15 protein-coding genes and 2 pseudogenes are annotated in these 23,429 nt (G+C 37.1%); 11 read left to right on the top strand and 6 right to left on the bottom strand.

The genetic code is table 11. The annotated features are described in order from the left end of the window. Positions 1 to 222: 222 nt before the first annotated feature. The gene (gene gap, locus VCM39_RS17135; RefSeq protein ID WP_002559487.1) at positions 223 to 1,224 is read right to left on the bottom strand and encodes a type I glyceraldehyde-3-phosphate dehydrogenase; all 1,002 of its coding nucleotides are present in this window, start codon (positions 1,222 to 1,224) and stop codon (positions 223 to 225) included. A gap of 137 nt (positions 1,225 to 1,361) precedes the next feature. Here gap and mscL point away from each other — a divergent pair, with 137 nt between their 5' ends. The 4 genes and pseudogenes from mscL to VCM39_RS17115 all read left to right on the top strand — a co-directional run. Next, a complete protein-coding gene (gene mscL / locus VCM39_RS17130; RefSeq protein WP_221650579.1) occupies positions 1,362 to 1,805 on the top strand; it encodes a large-conductance mechanosensitive channel protein MscL in 444 nt (147 codons plus the stop codon). Positions 1,806 to 1,880: 75 nt separating this feature from the next. Continuing rightward, a complete protein-coding gene (gene guaA, locus VCM39_RS17125) occupies positions 1,881 to 3,404 on the top strand; it encodes a glutamine-hydrolyzing GMP synthase (protein ID WP_221650580.1) in 1,524 nt (507 codons plus the stop codon). A 716-nt stretch (positions 3,405 to 4,120) separates the two neighbouring features. Further along, positions 4,121 to 4,807 carry a DUF4468 domain-containing protein gene (locus VCM39_RS17120; protein ID WP_221650581.1) on the top strand — a complete coding sequence of 229 codons (687 nt, stop codon included), beginning with the start codon at positions 4,121 to 4,123 and terminating at the stop codon, positions 4,805 to 4,807. 217 nt (positions 4,808 to 5,024) lie between these two features. Next, positions 5,025 to 5,299 (top strand): annotated as a pseudogene (locus tag VCM39_RS17115) (DDE transposase); the annotation flags it as partial. A 35-nt stretch (positions 5,300 to 5,334) separates the two neighbouring features. On the opposite strand, the gene VCM39_RS17110 reads toward VCM39_RS17115, so the two are convergent. The 4 genes and pseudogenes from VCM39_RS17110 to VCM39_RS17095 all read right to left on the bottom strand — a co-directional run bounded on the left by VCM39_RS17110 (position 5,335) and on the right by VCM39_RS17095 (position 8,767). Continuing rightward, positions 5,335 to 6,378 (bottom strand): alpha-L-fucosidase, encoded by a 1,044-nt coding sequence (locus VCM39_RS17110; protein WP_221650582.1) that lies wholly within the window; start codon positions 6,376 to 6,378, stop codon positions 5,335 to 5,337. 339 nt (positions 6,379 to 6,717) lie between these two features. Continuing rightward, entirely contained in the window at positions 6,718 to 7,593 is an 876-nt protein-coding gene (locus tag VCM39_RS17105; protein ID WP_255586027.1) for an AraC family transcriptional regulator, read from the bottom strand. Between the two features lie 171 nt (positions 7,594 to 7,764). Beyond that, positions 7,765 to 7,860 (bottom strand): annotated as a pseudogene (locus VCM39_RS17100) (transposase); the annotation flags it as partial. Between the two features lie 223 nt (positions 7,861 to 8,083). Continuing rightward, the gene (locus VCM39_RS17095) at positions 8,084 to 8,767 is read right to left on the bottom strand and encodes a Crp/Fnr family transcriptional regulator (protein ID WP_221650617.1); all 684 of its coding nucleotides are present in this window, start codon (positions 8,765 to 8,767) and stop codon (positions 8,084 to 8,086) included. Positions 8,768 to 8,942: 175 nt separating this feature from the next. Here VCM39_RS17095 and VCM39_RS17090 point away from each other — a divergent pair, with 175 nt between their 5' ends. Further along, positions 8,943 to 9,548 (top strand): MarC family protein, encoded by a 606-nt coding sequence (locus VCM39_RS17090; RefSeq protein WP_289293933.1) that lies wholly within the window; start codon positions 8,943 to 8,945, stop codon positions 9,546 to 9,548. A gap of 141 nt (positions 9,549 to 9,689) precedes the next feature. Here VCM39_RS17090 and VCM39_RS17085 read toward each other — a convergent pair whose 3' ends face one another. Beyond that, entirely contained in the window at positions 9,690 to 12,254 is a 2,565-nt protein-coding gene (locus VCM39_RS17085) for a hypothetical protein (RefSeq protein WP_289293931.1), read from the bottom strand. 222 nt (positions 12,255 to 12,476) lie between these two features. Between VCM39_RS17085 and VCM39_RS17080 the strand changes: the two genes are divergently transcribed. From VCM39_RS17080 to VCM39_RS17055, 6 genes are all read left to right on the top strand, one after another. After that, on the top strand, positions 12,477 to 13,517 hold the full coding sequence (locus VCM39_RS17080; RefSeq protein WP_322932747.1) for a glycoside hydrolase family 43 protein: 1,041 nt from the start codon (positions 12,477 to 12,479) through the stop codon (positions 13,515 to 13,517). A gap of 791 nt (positions 13,518 to 14,308) precedes the next feature. Then, positions 14,309 to 16,609: a GH92 family glycosyl hydrolase gene (locus tag VCM39_RS17075; RefSeq protein ID WP_322932746.1), complete on the top strand. Its 2,301-nt coding sequence runs from the start codon at positions 14,309 to 14,311 to the stop codon at positions 16,607 to 16,609. Positions 16,610 to 16,863: 254 nt separating this feature from the next. After that, positions 16,864 to 19,353 (top strand): GxGYxYP domain-containing protein, encoded by a 2,490-nt coding sequence (locus tag VCM39_RS17070; protein ID WP_407934697.1) that lies wholly within the window; start codon positions 16,864 to 16,866, stop codon positions 19,351 to 19,353. Positions 19,354 to 19,500: 147 nt separating this feature from the next. Further along, positions 19,501 to 19,803, top strand: a complete 303-nt coding sequence (locus VCM39_RS17065) for a hypothetical protein (RefSeq protein ID WP_221650587.1) — start codon at positions 19,501 to 19,503, stop codon at positions 19,801 to 19,803. Between the two features lie 6 nt (positions 19,804 to 19,809). Next, positions 19,810 to 22,065, top strand: a complete 2,256-nt coding sequence (locus VCM39_RS17060; RefSeq protein WP_322932744.1) for a GH92 family glycosyl hydrolase — start codon at positions 19,810 to 19,812, stop codon at positions 22,063 to 22,065. A gap of 31 nt (positions 22,066 to 22,096) precedes the next feature. Beyond that, a complete protein-coding gene (locus VCM39_RS17055) occupies positions 22,097 to 23,386 on the top strand; it encodes a T9SS type A sorting domain-containing protein (protein ID WP_122200916.1) in 1,290 nt (429 codons plus the stop codon). Positions 23,387 to 23,429 lie beyond the last annotated feature (43 nt).

Genomic DNA, 23,429 nt, shown 5'->3' with positions numbered 1-23,429 from the left:
ACGGAGTTCCACAGAGTTTAAATCTTTATTGAAACACGGATTAACGCAGATTTTCGTAAAGGGAAACAAATGTATGATAAAGAACTACAGCCTTTTAATCTGCGTTTCATCAGATAAATACTACTCTGTGGTGAGTTTTGCTCATTTCGGATCAAAAATGAATATATGAAAAAAGCTGCTTCGGAAACCGAAACAGCTTTACTTGAATCATATTGTGAATGATTATTTCTTAGCGATAACGCGAGCCATTTCACAAACTTTGTTTGAATAACCCCACTCGTTGTCATACCAAGATACAACTTTAGCGAAGTTAGAATCCAAAGAGATACCAGCTTTAGAATCGAAGATTGAAGTCATAGCGCAACCACGGAAGTCAGTTGAAACAACTGCATCGTCAGTATAGCCAAGGATACCCTTCAATTCGCCTTCAGAAGCTTCTTTCATAGCAGCGTTGATATCTTCTACTGTAGCAGGTTTTTCCAGAACTACTGTCAGGTCAACTACAGAAACGTCAGAAGTCGGAACGCGGAATGCCATACCAGTCAGTTTACCGTTCAATACCGGCAATACTTTACCTACAGCTTTAGCAGCACCTGTTGAAGAAGGGATGATGTTTTCAAGAATACCACGACCACCTCTCCAGTCTTTCTTAGAAGGACCGTCTACTGTTTTCTGAGTAGCAGTAGCAGCGTGAACTGTAGTCATCAAACCTTTAACGATACCGAACTTGTCGTTCAATACTTTAGCGATAGGAGCCAAGCAGTTAGTAGTACAAGAAGCGTTAGAGATAATGTCCTGACCTGCGTAAGTATCGTGGTTAACACCATATACGAACATAGGAGTAGCATCCTTAGAAGGAGCAGACATGATTACTTTCTTAGCACCAGCCTGGATATGTTTGCGAGCTGTTTCGTCAGTCAGGAAGAAACCTGTTGATTCAACAACAACGTCAGCGTCAACTTCGTTCCATTTCAAGTTAGCAGGATCCATCTCTGCAGTCAAACGGATTTTGTTACCGTTTACAATCAAAGCACCGTTTTCTACAGCTACAGTACCATCAAAACGACCGTGTACTGAGTCATACTTCAACATGTATGCCAAATAATCAGCATCCAACAAGTCATTGATACCTACGATTTGAATATCGTTACCAAAGTTCTTAACTGCAGCACGGAACACCATACGTCCGATACGGCCGAAACCGTTAATACCTACTTTAATCATTTTGTTTAAACTTTTAAGGGTTTTATAATATTTGTTCAAATATATTTCTGAACTTGCATTTCTTTTCTAAATGCGGTGCAAAAGTAAGAAAATGTTTTTATATTCGCACATGAAATTAATATTAAATATAAAAAAAGATGGGAAAGAGTACTTTTTTACAGGACTTTAAGGCTTTCGCCATGAAGGGAAATGTGATTGATATGGCCGTCGGTGTTATCATCGGTGGAGCGTTTGGTAAAATAGTGTCATCAGTGGTGGCTGATGTCATAATGCCTCCTCTCGGATTGCTGGTAGGTGGAGTGAACTTTACGGATTTGAAGTGGGTGATGAAGCCTGCTGAGGTGATAGATGGAAAAGAAATTGCTGCTGTGACGTTGAATTATGGAAACTTCTTGCAGGCTACTTTTGATTTTCTGATAATTGCCCTTTCTATATTCTTATTTATACGATTGTTGACCAAACTGACCACAAAGAAAGAAGCTGCTGCTCCTGCAACGCCCCCCGCACCACCGGCTCCTACTAAAGAAGAGGTGTTACTGACTGAAATACGTGACTTGCTAAAGGAGCAAAAAGGAAAATAAATAGACTATTGTTCAAGTAGATTGCATAGTTTTTTATACTTTTGCAGATCATTTATTCAAAATCCAACCATTTATATGCAGGAAAAAATAATAATCCTTGATTTCGGATCGCAGACTACGCAGCTTATTGGACGTCGTGTACGCGAGCTGGATACGTATTGTGAAATTGTTCCTTATAACAAGTTCCCCAAAGGAGATGAAAGTGTAAAAGGTGTTATCCTTTCCGGAAGCCCTTTCTCAGTATATGATGAAAGCGCATTCAAGGTAGACTTGAGCGAGATACGGGGTAAATATCCTATTTTGGGCATTTGCTATGGTGCACAGTTCATGGCTTATACGAATGGCGGAAAAGTGGAACCGGCAGGTACGCGTGAGTACGGTCGTGCCCACTTAGCTTCTTTCTGTAAGGACAACGTGTTGTTCAAAGGGGTGAAAGAAGGTACCCAGGTGTGGATGAGCCACGGAGATACTATTACAGCTATTCCTTCCAACTTCAGGAAAATAGCTTCTACTGATAAAGTAGAAATAGCTGCTTATCAGATTGAGGGAGAACAGGTATGGGGTGTACAGTTTCATCCGGAAGTGTTTCATAGTGAAGACGGAACACAGATGTTGAAGAACTTTGTGGTAGATGTTTGTGGTTGTAAGCAAGATTGGTCTCCGGCTTCGTTTATTGAAAGTACAGTAGCCGAACTGAAAGCTCAGTTGGGTGATGATAAGGTAGTGCTTGGTTTAAGTGGCGGCGTTGATTCATCAGTGGCTGCCGTATTATTGAATAGAGCTATTGGTAAGAATCTTACTTGTATCTTTGTTGATCACGGTATGCTTCGTAAGAATGAATTTAAAAACGTAATGCATGATTATGAATGCCTTGGTCTCAATGTGATTGGTGTGGACGCCAGTGCTAAGTTCTTTGCAGAGCTGGAGGGCGTAACTGAACCAGAGCGTAAACGGAAGATCATAGGTAAAGGCTTTATCGATGTATTTGATGAAGAAGCACATAAGATTAAAGATGTGAAATGGCTGGCACAGGGTACAATCTATCCGGACTGCATCGAATCATTGTCTATCACGGGCACAGTCATCAAGAGTCATCACAATGTAGGTGGATTGCCTGAAAAAATGCACTTGAAACTCTGTGAACCGCTTCGTCTTTTGTTTAAGGATGAAGTTCGCCGTGTAGGTCGCGAATTGGGTATGCCTGAACATTTGATTACGCGTCATCCATTTCCCGGACCTGGATTAGCTGTGCGTATTTTAGGTGATATAACTCCGGAAAAAGTATCTATTTTGCAGGATGCCGATGATATCTTTATTCAAGGATTGAGAGATTGGGGATTGTATGACCAGGTATGGCAGGCAGGTGTTATCTTGCTTCCGGTTCAGTCTGTAGGTGTAATGGGAGATGAACGTACTTATGAAAGAGCTGTTGCACTGCGTGCTGTGACATCTACCGATGCAATGACAGCTGATTGGGCACATTTGCCTTATGAGTTCTTAGGAAAAGTTTCTAATGATATAATTAATAAGGTGAAGGGTGTGAATCGCGTAACTTATGATATCAGTTCCAAGCCACCGGCAACTATAGAGTGGGAGTGATTAGTAGTTCCTTTTAGAGTTTATTCAAATGAGGGTGTCCGAAAGGATCCCCTCTTTTTTATTGTGCAAAAGTCCGAGCTTGAGAAAGTTCGGACTTTTACAAAAAAAACAGGAGGGTACCCTTTTTCGGACCCCCTCATTATTGTATAAGAAAAGAATATACTTAATTTAATGAAAGTTTCTTATGTGTTTTTATGATTATAAGATTAGTATTTTAACACACACTTAAAATTCTAATTAACAGTGTGTCAAATACGTATTTTTTTATAAGAAAGTACGTACTTTCTTGTTTTCTGATTATCAATGTTATAGAATGGGAAATGTGTTTCTAAATAGGGAAAGTTGGTAGTGGTTGGATACATCTTTTTAAACAAATAATTTGTAAATTTTGAGTCTTTATTAAAAAATGTTTATATTTGCATTGTTGTATAAAACAACGAACATATATAGGATGCGTTTAGTTCTTTTTAAAATGATAAACTTAATATATTATCTAAGGTGGTAGAGATGAAAAAAACTCGTTATTAGCGTTATAATGATTTGTAGCATATACGATAATAAGTGTGAGTTGACTTTTTCTATTTTTCCGTTTTAAGGTAGTTGAGAACTTTTATTATTGGAATATTGAACTATTGGTTCACGCTTTCTTTATGTGTTAATAATATTCCTTTATTAATTAAGAGCATTGACGAGCCAGCGATGCATGTTTAACAATTATGAAAAGATTTTTTATTAGTGCACTGGCATGCGTTATGACAGTATGTATAAGTGCTCAAATTATGCGTGCTGAAGAACTTGAGAAGTATGCGGTTGAGAATTTTGGAGATAAATGGACTGAAGCCGCTGAAAACTTAGGAACAAAAGTTTCATTAGACAAAAACAATTCATTGACTTATGTTCAAGTTATAGATTGTGGAGAACAAACAAAAGAACAACTTTATGTTGCCCTTAATTATTGGTTCACTGCTACATTCAACGATGCTGATGCTGTTATTCAACTTAATGATAAAGAGGCTGGTGTGATAATTGCCAAAGGGTTTATAGGAGGAATTGCGTCTCATGCAGGAGGTATGAATTCTTATGTTATCAGCATATATCCTATTATCAGAGTAGATATTAAAGAGGGTAAAATTCGTGTTACTTATACTGTTCAAAACTACGATGTTAATAAATATGTAGGTGGCGGTATAATGGGAGCAATTGGGGGTACCCAGGCTACAAAATCTGTAGAAAAGTGGGCTATTGAAAAATGCTTTCCATTTCAAATGAAAGATGGATATAAGGCTAAAAAGAGTTCTTCTAAGGCACTTGTTATGACACATGCTTATTCAAATGTCATCATGGATAAAATAGAAGAAGCAGCAAAGAATGGTCTGGTAGGGAATGAAAATAATGATTGGTAGTATTCTATTTATTATTTGTTACACTATGGAAAAGAATGATAGATTGTTTCGTTTGATACGGATTCAATATATTTAGGGACATTTAGTAAATAATATAAAATTGGCCAGCTGATTCATATTCAAAGTGTTGCGAATTAGTTGGCTTTTTTGTATCTTTAGATATTCCCCCGCAAATAAGGTTTGACGGGCAAAACGGGGGAAATATCCAAATTAAGATATGGCTAAGATACAAAATATTTCAGAAATCCACCCTACTTTGGGCTTTACAGAATTCGATATTCTGGAAAAATATCGTAAGAGTTTTGGTGAGAGTGAACTTGGAAATCTTCATTCCGTGTTTCCATTCGACAGTATAGCCAAAGAGGTCGGTCTGTCACAGCACTGGCTGGGAACAGTTTCAGTCCTCCAGTAAAGATCGCCCTTATGGTATTGAAGGCTTACACCGGATTCTCTGGCAGGCTACTGGTAGAACATCTTAACAGCAACATACACGACTGAGTTCTTAGCATAGTATCTTCCGTATTATCTTATAAATTCAACCGTTTACGTAATTCTTTTAGTATGGCAATATCTTCTGTCCTTATTTCTCCCTTTCTGTTAGGAGGGCAGTTTAGTATTAAGATATTGTTATTTTTTGTACATTGTTTATATATTTTTTCTAATTCATCTATTGATTTAAACTTTGTGTCTTTAGTATGATAAAACCAACGTTCGCTGATGCACACTGTCGATTCCCACGGCATATAGTAGTTTTTACCATCGTGAGTAAATATCTTAGGATCATCATCAATGGGTAAATGAGGATCGAACAATCTAAAGTCACTTGGGAAATAACGAATGGGATAACCTGCTTTTTGATCTTTTGGAAGTACAGCTTTACTTATATCTTCCGGCAGGCCAATGGTATTATTAATACCGATTTGACATTCCGGTTCTTTCGATTTAATAGTTTGGTAAATATCTGTTATTGGCCAACGATAACTTTGCTTCACCCAACTACCATCAAACCAGAATTCCACAATATGTGTGTATTTCTTCACAATCTTGATTAGTTCTTTCAGTTGTTTAATCATATATTCATTGTAAGCCATATCTTGACTTTGATCTTTCACATTACCATTTACTTTGCGATCCCATAATGAATAATATAGCCCAAGACCTATATCATATTTTTTACAAGCTTTAGCAACGGCTTCCACGACGTTGGTAATATTACCTGAATTTGCAACATCATATTCCGTATATTTACTATCCCAAAGACAGAATCCGTCATGGTGCTTAGTTACTAAAATAACATACTTCATACCACTTTCTTTGGCAGTTTTTATCCATTGATCTGCATCAACATTAGTAGGGCAATAACTGGAAACCGGTTTGGAGCCATCCGTCCATTCTTCATCATGAAAAGTGTTGATGCCAAAATGAATAAACATACCATATTTACGTGCTATTTGTTTTTGCTGTGCCTTATTGGGAGTGTTAGAAGGAACAGGAAGAATAAGCCTTTGCCCATAGACGCTTTGCAATACTAATGTAATTAAAAAAATGTAAGTAAAAAATAGTCTTTTCATGTTTTTTAGGATATTTATTTGTTTAAGATGATGCAAAGGTAGAAATGAAGGAGATAAAAAAAATGTCATAAATCGAGTTTTTTTTGACTATTTTAAAGATACTGACCGAATATTACCCAGATTCCTGTCGATATAGCCTATAATGATCCTTAAGAAATAAGCAAATGAATTAATTTGTCATATATCTGCAATTCATTTTTTCCTGTTTTTGAAGAAGAAAAATAAATATATAGTTTCAACTATTTGATTGTCTAAAGATTGTATAAATAGAATATATACTTTGAGGTAATTGGCGAACTTACTATCTAACGTACACATTTTTAGTGGACAGTAATGTCTTTATATATTTAATTGCTTTGCCCGATACTCTTTAGGAGGGCATTGAGATATTTTGGTAAACAGACGGGTAAATTGAGCAGGATTATAAATACCTACACTTTCTGCTATCTGCATAATGCTCATACGAGATGTCAACAATAATGCTTGTGCTCGCTCTATGCGTTTCATTTGAATAAATTCACAGGGAGACATACCCATCACTTTCTTAAAAATCTTAGAAAAATGATTAGGGGTGAGATATACTAATTGGGCTAACTCAGTTACAGCAATGCGTTTGGTTAAATGCTTGTTTATATATTGAACCACTACATCAAGTTTTTCATATGAGTTATTGGTTGTGGGTTGCTTTACACTATTTACTGTTACAAAGCGGGAGAACAATTGCAATAGAATGCCGTTACTTTCTATTGATTGAGCCATATAAGAAGAATCTTTTTCATGAAACTCATATATTGTCTTATCATTATCATAATACTGGGGATCTGAAACAACAAGCGACTTTGATGGATTTATATTCAAATAACGTTTAATTAAATTAATATCCGTCGTATGAGCTACTATTTTAAAGTTCATCTGCATAGGGCTCGGTATCCCGACACTTCCTGCCATATCATCAAAAAAACAGATATAATAATGATCCATAAAATCGTCGCACTCATAACTATGAAATGTAAATTTAGGGATTAAGAAAAGAGTACCAGGAGTCAATTCATACAAAAGATTGTTGATATATACTTTCCCTTTTCCTTTTTCTACATAATACAATCGATAAAAAGGACTAATCACATTTTTATAATTCCACCAGGTCCCGACACGTTTGAATCCTGTATAAATCATTGACAAAAAGAGTGTATTATACATAGCTAAAATCATCATAAAATGAATAATACTACAATATTACCGTTTTATTCAGAAAAAACAAAAATTGTGGAACATATAATAAAATGCAAAACTCAAAAAAAGATAATTATTTAACTATCTTCTTCTTGTTTTCTGATATTCCATTGGACCGGATAGATTTATACAAACAGCATTGGCCGTATGTATTTCCAGGTAGGGTTTCCAATATTCAGCTAAAATTTCCTGTAAAGATTCAATCTCCAGTCTTGAAGCCAGTTCCTGACGGATAGCATTGACGATTTTTATTGATTGCCACCGATTTAGTCGTCAAACTGGGTTTTCGGGGAAATATCTAAAGATAAGAAAAATCCAACTAACTCGCTATGAATTAGTTGGATTTAACTTTAGGATTTTAATAATATCCCTGATTTTATGTATTTCCCGAATGTCCCTATTTAAAATTGGAGAAGTTAGTTAAATCTTTAATAGCCTCAACCTTTAAAAGTTGAGGCTATTTTTTTAGCCGTTATTTTCTTTTTTCATTCCATTCCGCCAATAATGCAGCATCCGGAATGATTATTTCTTTTCTGTGCAGTTCCAATAGCTTCTGTTCCTGCAAGGAATTCAGAACTTTGGATACATTTAATCGTGTATCATCTACACAGCGGGCAAAATCATCCATTTTAATCTTCATGATTTTCTCTCCCTGCATCCTTTCCGCATGAATCAGTATGAAATGAATAATTTTATCTTCTATATCCGTATATGCTTCATCCCACAAACGGCCATAGAGATTTTGAGCCCGGTTGCTGATGAAATTCATGTAGTTGAGACGGAATATTTCATATTTGAGCAGACCGGAAAGAACAAATGCTTTGCTGATGCTTATGGTGTGTGACTCCGTATGAGCTATGTAAGATGAAGCGTAGTTTACGTTCATACCAAACAGGGCATAAGGTTCAATCACATAAGGTGCTTCCATGTGCTCTATAAAAGTGAATAAATCATCCTTTGAGGTAGTTTGCAAAGAGAGTTCTCCTTTCAGTAGGAAAACCAACTGATTGCAGGGAGTTCCACTTCTTACAATCACTTCTCCGGCTTTATGCCTGGTGAAATGCAATTTTACCTTCTCCAGTATATTTGTGAAATCCTCGTGGCAAAGTCCTTGAAATAAAGGCAATTGCAACAAAGTGTTAAACATCGTTTCCATACAAGTATAATCTTCTAATTTGAAACAAATGTAGTTATAATCAGAGCTTGCTGTGATCATTTCGCTTCTCTTTTTGTTTTTTTTATTATTTCTTAATTGAACGTACTGATTGAAGAAAAAAAATATTGTAAAATGCATAAAAATAGATTATCTTTGCAGAAAAAAAGGAGGAGCGATGTTTGTAGAATTTAATTTTCAACAGATGATAAGTGCGTTTATCGTACTGTTTGCTGTAATTGATATTATTGGTTCTATTCCTATCATTATCAATCTGAAAGAAAAAGGAAAAGATGTAAATGCGATGAAAGCTACTGTCATCTCTTTTGTTTTGTTGATAGGTTTTTTCTATGCCGGTGATATGATGTTAAAGCTCTTTCATGTAGATATTGAGTCGTTTGCCGTAGCCGGTGCTTTTGTTATTTTTCTGATGTCTCTCGAGATGATTCTCGATGTAGAAATTTTCAAGAATCAGGGCCCTATTAAGGAGGCTACTCTTGTTCCGCTTGTCTTTCCTCTTTTAGCAGGTGCCGGAGCTTTCACTACCCTGTTGTCGTTGCGTGCCGAATATGCCAGTATCAATATAATCATTGCGTTGGTACTGAATATGATTTGGGTTTATTTTGTGGTGAGTATGACGGGACGTGTAGAACGTTTTTTGGGTAAAGGTGGTATCTATATCATCCGCAAATTCTTTGGAATTATTCTGCTGGCTATTTCTGTGAAATTGTTTATGAGCAATATTACATTGATGGTAGAGGCATTACAGAAACATTTGCCATAAAAAAGAATCTTTAAAGATAGAATCTTGTTTTAAAGGAACAGAAATTTTATCTAAGTATCTGAATATCCTATTAGTAGAATGTATGCTTTTGTTTCGTGAAACAGGAGCATACATTTTTTTAACTTTTATCTTGTTGAGAGGTTACAATTGACAATTGATTACTTCATTGAATGTCTTCGTATAATCCGTATTCAACATTGCTTTATATTCATTGCAGAATGTGTCGAATGTTGTTTTAGCCAAGCTGGTTCTGCCATTTTTATACAGTGCCTGGCATTTGAGAATTAATGCATACTCATCTGTTTTGTCGTGTGCAAACATGCTGTTGGCTATCTGAATTAATAATTCGTTGTTTCCTTTTATATATTCCTGTTTGGATAGGCTTATTGCTGTATCCAGTACGGAATTGGCATAATTGGACTTGAAAGAATCCAACCAGTCTGTTTGAACATATGGCAATAATTGTCCCGATAGTAGGTTTAAAGGCAAATCATTGATATTTGTTGCTGTGATAGGTTCGTTGTTTTTTACTTTGTCTATACAATTGCATACTTCTATATAGTCGCAATAAGTTTGGGTAAACTTAACAGACCAATAGGTACTTTCTTTCACAAGTTCGGCACCATCCAGCTTTTCCAGTAAGAGTTTCAATTTCCGAATATTCACCCGTCGGTTATTTTGGGCGCTTTCATCCATTTTGTCAAACCAAAGCAGTTCTCGCAGAGTGACGTTCGAAATTCCTTTCTTGTTATTTACGCTGTATAATATGATAAGAATCAGCAGTTGTTTCAAAATGGGAGTGAATGATTTGGTAATATCTATTCCATTCTTATCCCATACCTGGAATCCATCCAGAAAAAGAATGGATGACTTTCTGTGGACAGTTGGTTTAGGTTTATAATTCTCTTCTTCCGAAGTTGTTTCGTGGAGACGGTCCGTATTTGTAGTGACCGGAGAGTTGGGATTAAAGTTTCTTTTTCTTCTTCTTTTTCGATAACAGAAGTATATACAGCCCATACCTGCAATAATGCAGATTCCTACACTTATGAAGAATCCTATCGTTGCAGAATGTGCTTTACGTCCCGTAGCCGTTTGCAATGTATCTTCTATTTTTAAAGGCGGGTAAGCCAACGAGTATACGTTAATATTTGATTTATTGTTGTGGTTATAATTGGTTACCGCATAAAGTTGTGACTGCAAAGAGTCGTAGTAGAGTGTACAGAATGAATTTACATCGTTAAAGGTGAAAGGGATAGTATCTGCATAGTTCGTACAGTTGTTTCCACTATCCAGGTCGAAAGACTTTAGCAGGATATAACTGTTTGAGCAGTCATTCGGAAAACATAAAGCGTACAGTCTATTATTTTTTTCATCTGCAACGATATTATTACCGATAACGAAATTCTTTGTATCGTTGGGGATAGTCCACAATTTCTTTGTTTTGAATGTGTTGATGTCTATCGCATAAAGATCGTAATAATTGATGATTCCTAACTCTTGTTTTCCTTGTGGGTTACCACATCCTCCGAACACCAGTATCGTGTCTCTGTTTTTGTAACCTGATCCACTCAGATAACGTGGAGGTATTTCTTCACTGTACGATACCGATTTCCAATTATCCTGCGTCCGGCTCTTTTTAAGTATCTGGTTCTTATATTGATAATTACCGTATCCGCCAAAAATATACAAGCACGAGTCATTGGGAGATACAAAAGTATTGTGTTGAGAATATTCCGGATTTTTTATTTCACGGTCATCCCTCGTCCATGTGTTGTCCTTGAAATTGAAAATAGAAATCCATTTTAGGGTGTCAAAATCATATGACCATAACTCATTATAATATGGATGATAAATGAGTTGGTTGTTTATTTCCGTATATGGAGCTCCGTGGGCAGAATAAATCGTATCTAATGTATTATCAATGGTCGAATAAACGAGAACAGATGAACTATTGGCAAAATAGATATTGCTTTTTGAAGGAGCATGACAGATTTGTGTATATATCGGTAATTCCAACGTCTTTTCTTTTACCCATTTGGTATGTTTGTTTATTTCCCATGTGGGGTTGGTTACTGTTGCCGGAATATGATGCAGACTGTCTGAACAGGAATATGGCTGATGTTCTTTCAACGGCCAGTATGCAATTGTTTTATTTTTACCGTCTGTAATTTTTATATTACGTATAGACATCGGAGGGACATCCGAAGAGTGAAATTTATCATGGTCGGAATACCCGAAATAGAATTTCACATTTTGGATATTTATAGGTTTATACCGGTCTTGCAACGTTTGATTATCGAAAACAAGCCGTAGACTGTCCGGATAGATTGAACACCGGATATGCACCCATTTATTCCATGTGTATTGCTTAAGTAGTTCTTCATCGAAAGCCAGATAGATGTTGTCACCTTCTATTAGATTCAGTGTTTTTTTCCCTGGTGTGATATTAGCTATTAAGTCAAAACTTTTTTCATTATCGACTATGATTCTGAAGACGTACCCGTAATTATGTTCTTCTGATCTGAACTTAATGTCGAAGTCTAATGTGAAGCCTTTTGATGCATCAAACTCAGGAGACAGGATAAGTGATGTTCTCTCTTCTTTAATGGCACTATGGGCAGCAAAATATAATCCGGATGAAATATTTTGTGATTTAAATAGTATCGGGTTTAATATTAAGAGCAGAAAAAGGATCGTTTTTTGCATAATACTCACGGTTGTTTCTATGCAAAGGTAATATGGTTTATGAGATTTGCAAAAAAAAGATTTATATTTTTGTATGACCTTTCACGGGATTATAAAAATTAATAAAATGTTAATGCTCAGGTTCTCCTTATTGGGGTCTGGGAGGGATTTGTTAATGAATTATTAATACTATTGTTAACGGTCAGGGGCTATTTTTGCTACTTGTTAATTAAAAAAGGAAATATGAAAAATGTTGTTACAGTATTGGGGTTGATGCTATTATTAGTGGCATGTAGTAATAAAGAAGAGTTTAGCGGCAATCCTATTGTTGAGGGATGGTATGCTGATCCGGAAGGAGTCGTGTTTGATAATGAGTATTGGATATATCCTACTTTGTCCGATCTTCCTCCCGGAGCCGATAGTGTAGATTTTGTCGGCTTGCAAAAGGAAACGCGGGCCATCCATCAGGTTTATAATATCCAGACCTATATGGATGCTTTTTCATCCAAAGATATGGTACATTGGACTAAACATCCCAAAGTATTGTCTATTGAAAATATAAAATGGTTGGAATTTGCTTTATGGGCACCTTCTGTTGTTCAGGCGAATGGTAAATATTATCTGTTTTTCGGAGGTAATGATATACAGAATGACGAACAGTATGGGGGGATTGGTGTAGCCATAGCCGATCATCCGGCCGGTCCTTTTAAAGATGCTTTAGGTAAACCTTTGATTGATAAAATTGTGAATGGTGCCCAGCCTATCGATCAGTTTGTTTTTAAAGATGATGATGGTAGTTATTATATGTATTATGGTGGTTGGCACCATTGCAATATGGTAAAGTTGAGTCCGGATTTATTGAGTCTTGTTCCTTTTGATGATGGTTCGTATTATAAATCTGTCACTCCTGAGAATTATGTGGAAGGACCCTTTATGCTGAAACGGAATAATAAATATTATTTTATGTGGTCGGAGGGCAGTTGGGGTGGCTCAGATTACAGTGTAGCCTATGCTATTGCAGATTCTCCATTTGGTCCTTTTAAGCGTATCGGAAAAATATTGCAGCAAGATGAAAAAGTGGGTACAGGAGCAGGGCATCATTCGGTAATTCAAATTCCCGGAAAAGATGAATGGTATATTGTTTATCATCGCCATCCGTTGGGGGATGCAGCTCCGAATCATAGAGAGGTTTGTATAGACCGTATGTATTTTGATGAGAATGGGTTTATAAAACCGGTGGAAATGACTTTTAAAGGTGTTGGTGTGAATAGATTGCCGGATTAAGCGCGAAGCGATAGAATATCATTGTTATTAGGGAGTGTTTATTTTGATAGGAGTGTATTTTCCTTACAAAATAAACACTCTCTATTTGGGATATTTATACCTGCTGTCATATCTTATGACTCTTTGATTGGTTACTCTACGATGAACGCCTCGTTTCTCTACGGAGATCGGGGCGTTTGTCGTAGAGAAACGACTCATTCCTCGTAGAGAAAAATATGCGGTTTTTAATTGTTTGTTAATCAGATCTTTATGCAAGTTGTTGTTTGTCCTTAATTTTCAATTGCTTAAACCTGCGATTCTGTTTCTTTTTGGGGATTTTTATTGCTGAATTACTTACATATATGTCTAAGCAGAGGATGACTTTGATTCTTCATTACTAAATCGTTGAAGAAAAAATATACAGAGAACCGTTATTGATAGAGTCTATATCAATAACAGGCTTTTTCAAATAATAATGTGAATCGGTGGTTGGATATTTAGTTCAAACCTGATCCGAAAAGAGCTGAACTCACCACAGAGTTTCACAGAGTCTCACGGAGCACTATTTATCTGCATTTCAATAAAGCTTTAAAACTCTGTGTTACTCTGTGGTGAAACCGTTCATACTTGAACTTATATCCCTATCTCTCGCTGTATCCCTCCTTATGGAAAGCGGTTAATGTCTTGTTAATGTTTTCAATTCGGAAATGTACTCTGAAAGCATTTGTAGCCCCGATTATTAATGTTCTGTTAATGGTTTCGTTAATTGCATCAACCTATTTTTGCATCAAACAAAAAATAAAAACGATACCATGAAAAAAGTTCCTTTAATTGTGTTCTTATCTGTTTTACTTATATCATGTAGAAGTAAAGAGGTGGTTACCGATTCTGCTTCTTTTTCTCCGGTTGATTATGTGAATCCGTTGGTTGGCACATTATCCAAATTTACATTATCTACAGGTAATACCTACCCGGCCATTGCACTGCCTTGGGGAATGAACTTCTGGACACCACAAACGGGAGATATGGGATACGGATGGACCTATTGCTATACTGATGATAAGATAAAAGGATTTAAGCAAACGCATCAGCCCAGTCCGTGGATTAATGATTACGGTCAGTTTTCTTTGATGCCGGTGACCGGGGCTAAAAAGTTTCTTCAAAACGAACGGGGAAGTTGGTTCTCTCATAAGGCTGAAACGGCAAGACCTTATTATTATAGTGTCTATCTGGCCGATCACGATGTGAAAACAGAGATAACCCCGACAGAACGTTCGGCTTACTTTATGTTCACTTTTCCGGAAAGCGAAGGTTCATATATTGTAGTAGATGCATTTGATAACGGCTCTTTCATTCAGATAGATGAAGAACACAATACGATAACCGGCTATACAACGAAAAATAGCGGAGGAGTGCCGGATAATTTCAGAAATTATTTCGTGATGAAATTTGATAAACCTTTCGTCACGGCAGAAGTGTGGAGTGGAGATAAAATTATAGAAGGTAAAAAAGAGGTAAAGGATAACCATGTCGGAGCTGTATTAGGATTCAAGACAAGCAAAGGTGAAAAGATTGGTGTGAAGGTGAGTTCTTCTTTTATTAATGAAGAGCAGGCCTGGTTGAATTTAGAAGAAATAGGTAATAAAGATTTTAATGAGGTAAAAGGTGCAGCCCGGGATGCTTGGAATGATGTAATGAACAAAGTGAGAGTGGAAGGTGGTACGGATGAACAACTTCGTACTTTCTACTCTTGCTTATATCGTTCCTTGTTGTTTCCACGTAAGTTTTATGAAATAGATAAATCCGGAAATATTGTCCATTACAGTCCTTACAACGGTGAAGTGAAGCGTGGATATATGTATACTGATACCGGCTTTTGGGATACGTTCCGTGCTTTGTTTCCATTCTTGAACCTGATGTATCCTTCCGTCAACAAAGAAATTCAGGAAGGGTTGGCGAATACTTATAAAGAAAGTGGATTTTTACCCGAATGGGCCAGCCCGGGACACCGTCACTGTATGGTGGGTAATAATTCAGCTTCTGTTGTGGCAGATGCTTATTTGAAAGGATGTCAGGCAGAAGAGATCAGCCTGTTGTACGAAGCCGTTCTGCATGGAGCGAATAATGTACATCCCCAGGTTCCCTCAACTGGAAGATTAGGATATGAATATTTCAACCGATTGGGTTATGTGCCTTATAATGTAGGTATTAATGAAAATGTTGCCCGTACTTTGGAATATGCTTATGATGACTGGTGTATCATGAAACTGGCGCAGAAACTAAATCGTCCACAGGAAGAAATAGACCTTTATCGGGAAAAAAGTAAAAACTACCGGTTCGTTTTTGATAAAGATAGCAAACTGATGCGTGGAAAGAATGAAGACGGCACGTTCCAGTCTCCTTTCAGTCCGTATAAATGGGGAGACGCTTTTACCGAAGGCAACAGTTGGCATTATACCTGGAGTGTATTCCATGATGTACAGGGACTTATCGATCTGATGGGAGGAAAAGAGGGTTTTGTATCTATGTTGGATTCAGTTTTTGTGGTCCCTCCTGTCTATGACGACAGCTACTATGGACAGTGTATCCATGAAATAAAGGAAATGCAGATTATGAATATGGGCAATTATGCACATGGCAACCAACCGATTCAGCATATGATTTATCTCTATAATTACGCCGGACAACCCTGGAAAGCACAATATTGGTTAAGGGAAGTAATGGATAAACTGTATACCCCTTATCCGGACGGATATTGTGGAGATGAAGACAACGGCCAGACTTCTGCCTGGTATATATTTTCTGCTTTAGGTTTTTATCCGGTATGCCCGGGCTCTGGAGAGTATGTAATGGGAGCCCCTCTCTTTAAAAAAGCGATTCTTACGTTGGAAAATGGAAAACAGGTTATTTTGAATGCTCCCGACAACACAAATGGAAATAGATATATACATTCCTTAAAAATAAATGGCAAGGAATACAACCATAATTGGTTGAAACATGAGGAATTAATGAATGGTGCTGTTTTTGATTTCGATATGAGTCATACACCAAATACGCAACGGGGAGTGAATGATGAAGATTTCCCTTATTCTTTAACTAACGAAAATAAATAAGAGCATAAATGAATTTACAGAAATTTTTATTGTTAAGCTCTCTCATGTGCGCTTTCGGGTGTACTGGTGCAGACAAGCTGGAAATTATAAATCCGGTGGGCTTATAAAAACAGCCCTTCACTTTTTCAGTGTTTATGGTTTTTGATGGGAAATGAGAACTAAAATATGTAGAAATAACCTTTAATGGCGTTAGCACAAAAAGCTGGAAAATTTAATAGGGGAATAATATTATGAAAAATATTTTTGTTTATGGAATGCTGTTTTTGTTGTTTGGTTGCTATAAGGTAGCTGGGCAAGAGGTGATCGGGCTTTATGATCTGCATTATACTTTAGAAACCGATTTATCAACTTCTGAAGGACGTGATATAGCTTGGGACGATGTACACGTCGTTTCAGCTTTGCAAGGAATTGTCAATCGAGATGTTCCACAACTGTATGTTTTTTTTGTAGATCGTGATCATTTGGATATTGATAAATATTGGCTGAATAAATATCGTAAGAAGGGACAGTGGTTGTATCGAAAAGAAACAATAACTTATAATACTATTGAAGATTTAGTATCGGCTTATGCCGGATATGTAAAAGGGGTGGTACTTTATGATGAAAGAGTTCCGTCTACAAGTAACGTAGCTTCTGCTGTTTCAGGTGTTGAAGACCTTTTGCCGATACGTTATGATCCTGCTCCTGAGAGTTTGTATAGTCGCTTGGTTCTGGGTGGTCCCCAATTAAAAATAAAACACAGATTAGTTAATGAAGATGGAAGTGTTATGTTTACGGGATTAGGGGTGATTCCGGGCACGAATAGAAATAGTACGGGATCTATAAAAAATGATCCGTACATTTGGTATATAGAGAATTATATGAAAACAGGGAAATGTAATACGGAATATGCCGCTTATTATTTGGATCAATATTGGAAGCAAAACCCTGGTGTCACAGTACGGAATCATCATACCCTTTCTAATCATGATTTCTTCATTAGTAAACGAGCTTTCTTTTTCGATTTATCACCATGGGGAGACGAACCAGCAACGGACGAACCGTTTCAAAAGGTCGGAACTGATCTGGCAACCCTTAAGGAAATGCTATTGTTGGCTTATCAGCAGAATAAAGGGAAAAAGTATTGTTATATAGGTGGTTTCCCTTCATGGGCATTTAAATATACAAAACATGCCGGAGGTATTCATGATGATGTTCCTGCTGAGTGGGAGTTTTTACGTCTTATCAGTGCCTACAATGCTTTTAAAGATGCCGATGCAATTGCAATCGGTGCATTGGCAAATGCATCTTTCTGGCAGCATTTCCCTTTAGACAAACAGTATTTGCAGTCATGGGTTACTCATGATGAATTGAAACAAAGAGGGCTGTTGACTTCAGATGGTAAGGTTGACATGAAAGGAAGGAACTTTCTCATTTTTTATGTTGGGGATTATGATGCTTCATCCTGGGTGAGCCAATTTACTTCACTTACCTGGGATGATCCTAATAGAGGTAAAGTACCGATGATGTGGGCTATAAGCCCGGTATTACAGGAGCGTGTACCTCATGTGTTGCATAATTTTAGAAAAACTGCTACTAAAAATGATTATTTTGTTGCCTCAGACAATGGAGCCGGATATTTGAGTCCCGGAATGTTACAGGAACCTAGACCTATTTCAGGATTACCTTCTGGATTACAATCGTGGGCAGAGCATTGTAAACCTTATTATGAAAAATGGGGATTGAGTATTACTGGTTTTATTGTCGATGGCTATGCTCCTGGTTTAAATTGGGAGGGAATGGAATGTTATAAATCTTTTAGTCCTAATGGAATTGTTCCTCAAAAACTATCTTCTCTGAGTATGCTTTTTAAAAATATGCCCGTGTTGAGATCGGATTACGATATTAATGATGTTAATCCTAAAGAAGCAGCGATAGCCATTGTCAATAGAATAAAAGAAAGGGGAGAATTACCTTTTCATTGGTTTAGAAATATAATAAAATCTCCTACATGGTATGTACAGGTGGTGGAGGAGATGAAAAAAATGGATAAGAGTATCTGTTTGTTGGATGCACCGTCTTTTTTTGAGCTTTTACGGATTTATTTAAAGGAAAATGCTCCTTTTGCAGGTGGGACAGGGAGCAGAGAAGATCCTTTTCTTATTTCTACTCCGCAACAGTTTGATAATATACGGAGATATAGAAGCCAATGCTTTCAGTTAGTTAATGATCTTGATTTTTCTGATTATGTCCGGGAGGATGGACAAAGCTGGTGGCCTTTAGGAGAATGGGGGAGTGGAGATAAAGCATTGGAGCGTTTTAGTGGCTTCTTTGACGGTAGCGGGTATTCGATTAGGAATTTGTCGGTAGAACGAAAAGCTCATGATCTGAGTATTTTTGGAGTGACAGAAGGAGCGGAGATTGTAAACTTGAAGGTTGAAAATTGTAAGATCATTGGAGAAGGACGTTTAGGGGTTCTAACTGGAGCTACATTTTCTACAAAGATAGAACAGGTGTGTGTACTTAATAGTCAATGTGAAAACAGATTATCGGACCATGGGTCGAATGCCGGAGGACTGACAGGACCACTTTACAGGTCGGTGGTAAAATCTTGCTCTATACAGGGAGGTAATGTCTATGCGAAAGATTGTGTAGGAGGGATATCCAGCTCCATGAGTAAAGATAGTAAGATTATTGATTGTTACTCAAATTGTCGGATAGAAGGAATTATAAATGTTGGAGGAATGACCGGAAAAGTGAATTGAAATAGAAAGACTAATACATTAATGTTTTGTTAATGCTTTTGGAATAAAAAGATGCTTTACATATGCTTGTATCATCGATTATTAATGTATTGTTAATGTTTCTGTTAATCTTCGAAACCTATTTTTGCATCAAACAAAAATGTTATAATGAAAAAAGCTCCTTTAATTGTATTCTTATCTATAGTAAAAAAGGAAACTATCAAATCGATGATATTTTTTCCGGTGGACTATGTGAATCCGTTGGTAGGAACACTCTCTAAAATTACGTTATCTACGGGAAATCCACCTTCTTTGAAAATAGATGGAAAAGAATATAATCATAATTGGCTGAAACATGACGGACTACTGAATGGTGTGGTTCTTGATTTTGACATGAACGCTTCATCGAGTATGCAACGGGGGAAAAATGTTAAAGACTTCCCTTATTCTTTAAGTAACGAAAATAAATAAACATAGATGAAATTACAGAAGTTTTTACTATTAAGCTGTTTCATGTTTACTTTGGGCTGTAGTAACATGGATAAATCAGATGTTATGGAACCAGTAGCTTATGTGGATCCGTATATTGGAACCGGAGGACATGGGCACACATTTTTAGGAGTTGCTACTCCGTTCGGAGCAGTACAGATCGGTCCTAATAATATAAATAAAGGGTGGGATTGGTGTTCAGGGTATCATTACTCTGATTCGATTGTAATTGGTTTTTCACATTTACATCTCAATGGAACTGGCTGTAGTGATACTGGTGATCTGTTGTTTATGCCATATACAGGGAAAGTGCGTACACAGCCGGGTACCCAGGATGATCCATTATCCGGTTATGCTTCTTATTATTCTAAAAGTAATGAGAAGGCTTTACCTGGATATTATGAAGTACTATTAGAGACCCACCATATAAAAGTAGAATTGACAGCATCAGATCGGGTTGCCTTTCATAGATACACTTTTCCGAAGATTGCAGAAAAGTATGTGATGATTAATTTAAAAGATGCTAATGGAGACGATCGTCCTACTGATACTTATTTGGAACAAGTGAATGATACTACTGTCAGAGGGTATCGTTGTTCTACAGGATGGTCTAAACAGCAGCAGGTTTATTTTACAGCTGTTTTCTCCGAACCGGTACATTTGGCTTTGTATCATGATTCAATATCGGTACAAGGAAGCATTTTACAGGGAGTAGATGTGAAGGGAAATATAATTGTTGCATCTGATGTAGAGAAGCTTGACATGAAAGTGGGAATATCTCCGGTAAGCATGGAGAATGCAGCAGCTAATATCCAGCAAGAAATAGCGGATTGGAATTTTGAACGGATTGTCGGTGAAACAACAGCCAAATGGAATGCTGAATTATCCAAGTTGCAGGTGACGACTACAGATACGGTAGCAAAGCGTATTTTTTATACAGCCTTATATCATGCTTTTATACAACCTACCATGTTCAATGATTATAATAAGGAATATAGAGGTACAGATAAAAATGTGTATGGTGATCCGGGTTTTACTAATTATACTGTATTCTCATTGTGGGATACGTATCGTGCTGCTCATCCGCTGTATACATTGATACAACCGGGACGTGTCCCCGATTTTATTAATTCAATGTTGGCTATTTATGAACAGCAAGAACGTTTGCCGGTGTGGCATTTGTATGGTTCAGATACAAATGAAATGATTGGAATTCAGTCGGTTCCTGTCATTGCAGATGCTATATTGAAGAATGTGAAAGGATTTAATTACGAACGAGCTTATCAGGCAATGAAAGCTTCAATGATGTCTGATTATAAGGGATTATCGTATGTGACAAAACTTGAATATATTCCTGCAGATAAAGAGAAGGAATCAGTGGCTAAGGGATTGGAATATGCTATTGCTGATTGGGGAGTAGCACAGGTAGCTCAAAAGTTGGGTAAGGTGGAAGATTATGAATATTTTTCAAAGCGTGCCTTGGCTTATCAAAAATATTGGGACGGGGAGACACATTTTTTCAGAGGTAAAAATCAGGATGGCTCTTGGCTTACCCCGTTTAACCCAGTTCATTCAACTCACCGGAATGATGCTTATTGTGAAGGAAACGGCTGGCAATATACCTGGCTGGTACCTCATGATGTGGAAGGCTTGATTTCTTTGTTTGGCGGTGAGGATGCATTTGTTTCAAAATTGGATAGTTTGTTTTTAGTTAATGCCGATTTGGGTGATGAGGCTTCTCCTGATATTTCCGGTCTGATCGGGCAATATGCACATGGTAATGAACCTGGGCACCATACAGTATATCTTTATGCATATGCCGGTCTGCAATGGAAAACAGCAGAGAAGGTAGATTATATCTTGTCACGAATGTATAGTGATTTACCGGATGGTTTACAGGGGAATGAGGATTGTGGGCAGATGTCTTCCTGGTATGTATTTTCTGCATTAGGTTTTTATCCGGTCAATCCTTCTAATGGAATCTATGTTTTCGGTAGGCCGATTTTTGACAAGGTTACTTTGAAATTACCAGAAAATAAGATATTTGAAATAAGTACGATAAACAATTCGAGGGAGAATAAATATATCCAGTCTATTAAGTTGAACGATCTACCGTATAATAAATCTTATATCTCTCATGCCGATATAATGAATGGTGGAACATTAGTTATTACAATGGGAAATGAGCCGAATAAGGGATTTGGGGCGGATATGGATTGCCGTCCGAAATCCACTATAAAATAAGTGCATTATTAATAATTAAATTTTTAGTATTATGAAAAAGAATGATTACAAAAAGATTGTTGTATCCTGTTTTTGCAGTATGATGTTGGTTTCAGGTGTTTTGGCACAGGAAAGTGAAAACTTATATGCTGGAGGTAGTGGGAAAAAAGCAGACCCTTATTTAATAGAAACACCTGCTCAATTTGATGCCATACGCGAGAATCGTAGTGCTTATTTTAAATTGATGGCTGATTTGGATTTTGCCTCTTATGAAAAGGAAGGGGGCTGGTGGCCATTAGCCGAATGGGGAAGCGGTGATGGTTCGGATGCTCGTTTTGGTGGTACATTTGATGGTAACGGATATAAGATATCTAATTTGATGGCCAAACATGGTGATGATACCGGTGCACATGATATGAGTGTTTTTGGTGTTGTCGACGGTGGTACAATTAAAAATCTATTGCTTGAAAATGTGACGGTTGTTGGTGGCGGACGTTTAGGCATTGTGTCGGGATTTACTCGTAATGCTACGTTTGAGCAAATAGGAATTATCAACAGTTCTTGCTCGAATATTGGAACCGGTTCTAATTCCGGTGGACTCGCTGGACCATGTGCCGGTACTACTGTAATCACTAACTGTTATACAATTGATTGCAATGTAATGGCTAAATCTACAGATGGTGAGACCGGAGATGCCGTTGGTGGAATAGTAAGTTCTGGGAATGCTACAGTAATGTATTGTTATTCGACTTCTACTATTGAAGGTAAAACAAATGTCGGAGGTATTGTCGGTGCTAATGATGGAGCTACGGTTACTTCTTGTTTGTCTTTAAACAAAGATATTAAAGGGGAGGTTGAAGTGACTCACCGGATTGTGGGTAAGAGAAATGGTGGAGATGTTTCTGACAATTATGCACACTCTTCAGTTTTGTTGAATGGTCAATCTGTGACAGAAGGAACCGGAGCTGATACTGATAATGGAGAAACAGTAGAGGAATTGACAGAAGAATTTTATGTAGATGATTTGGGTTGGGATTTTGATGAGGTATGGAAAATAGATTCGAATATTTCTCCTTATCCGATATTTAAATGGCAGACAAAAACAACTGGAATTGAATATATTAAAAAGGCTACTTATAACGTTTATGTGACTACGGAAGGTATTCGGGCAGAAGGTCTGAATGGAAATGAAATGATTTATGTTTATACAACGAATGGTGTATTGGTGGCTAAACAGATAGCTGAAAATACAACAGAAGATATTTCTTTGACAGAAAAAGGTATTTATGTAGTCAATGTTATTTCAAACGAAGCTTCTCAGGCATTTAAAGTTGTGAAATAAATCAAAGTAGGAGGGGATACGCTCAGTCGGTCCCTTCTTTTCT

It is taken from the genome of Bacteroides mucinivorans (genome assembly GCF_034654355.2).
Lineage (GTDB): Bacteria > Bacteroidota > Bacteroidia > Bacteroidales > Bacteroidaceae > Bacteroides > Bacteroides nordii.
Note: the sequence above shows the minus strand (reverse complement) of the source record. Positions and strands in the feature narration are given on the sequence as shown.

What these genes read in the sequence shown, in the direction of transcription:
- gap (WP_002559487.1), bottom strand. Translation starts at nt 1,224, where the DNA reads ATGATTAAAGTAGGTATTAACGGTTTCGGCCGTATCGGACGTATGGTG.
- mscL (WP_221650579.1), top strand. Translation starts at nt 1,362, where the DNA reads ATGGGAAAGAGTACTTTTTTACAGGACTTTAAGGCTTTCGCCATGAAG.
- guaA (WP_221650580.1), top strand. Translation starts at nt 1,881, where the DNA reads ATGCAGGAAAAAATAATAATCCTTGATTTCGGATCGCAGACTACGCAG.
- VCM39_RS17120 (WP_221650581.1), top strand. Translation starts at nt 4,121, where the DNA reads ATGAAAAGATTTTTTATTAGTGCACTGGCATGCGTTATGACAGTATGT.
- VCM39_RS17110 (WP_221650582.1), bottom strand. Translation starts at nt 6,378, where the DNA reads ATGAAAAGACTATTTTTTACTTACATTTTTTTAATTACATTAGTATTG.
- VCM39_RS17105 (WP_255586027.1), bottom strand. Translation starts at nt 7,593, where the DNA reads ATGATGATTTTAGCTATGTATAATACACTCTTTTTGTCAATGATTTAT.
- VCM39_RS17095 (WP_221650617.1), bottom strand. Translation starts at nt 8,767, where the DNA reads ATGGAAACGATGTTTAACACTTTGTTGCAATTGCCTTTATTTCAAGGA.
- VCM39_RS17090 (WP_289293933.1), top strand. Translation starts at nt 8,943, where the DNA reads ATGTTTGTAGAATTTAATTTTCAACAGATGATAAGTGCGTTTATCGTA.
- VCM39_RS17085 (WP_289293931.1), bottom strand. Translation starts at nt 12,254, where the DNA reads ATGCAAAAAACGATCCTTTTTCTGCTCTTAATATTAAACCCGATACTA.
- VCM39_RS17080 (WP_322932747.1), top strand. Translation starts at nt 12,477, where the DNA reads ATGAAAAATGTTGTTACAGTATTGGGGTTGATGCTATTATTAGTGGCA.
- VCM39_RS17075 (WP_322932746.1), top strand. Translation starts at nt 14,309, where the DNA reads ATGAAAAAAGTTCCTTTAATTGTGTTCTTATCTGTTTTACTTATATCA.
- VCM39_RS17070 (WP_407934697.1), top strand. Translation starts at nt 16,864, where the DNA reads ATGCTGTTTTTGTTGTTTGGTTGCTATAAGGTAGCTGGGCAAGAGGTG.
- VCM39_RS17065 (WP_221650587.1), top strand. Translation starts at nt 19,501, where the DNA reads ATGAAAAAAGCTCCTTTAATTGTATTCTTATCTATAGTAAAAAAGGAA.
- VCM39_RS17060 (WP_322932744.1), top strand. Translation starts at nt 19,810, where the DNA reads ATGAAATTACAGAAGTTTTTACTATTAAGCTGTTTCATGTTTACTTTG.
- VCM39_RS17055 (WP_122200916.1), top strand. Translation starts at nt 22,097, where the DNA reads ATGAAAAAGAATGATTACAAAAAGATTGTTGTATCCTGTTTTTGCAGT.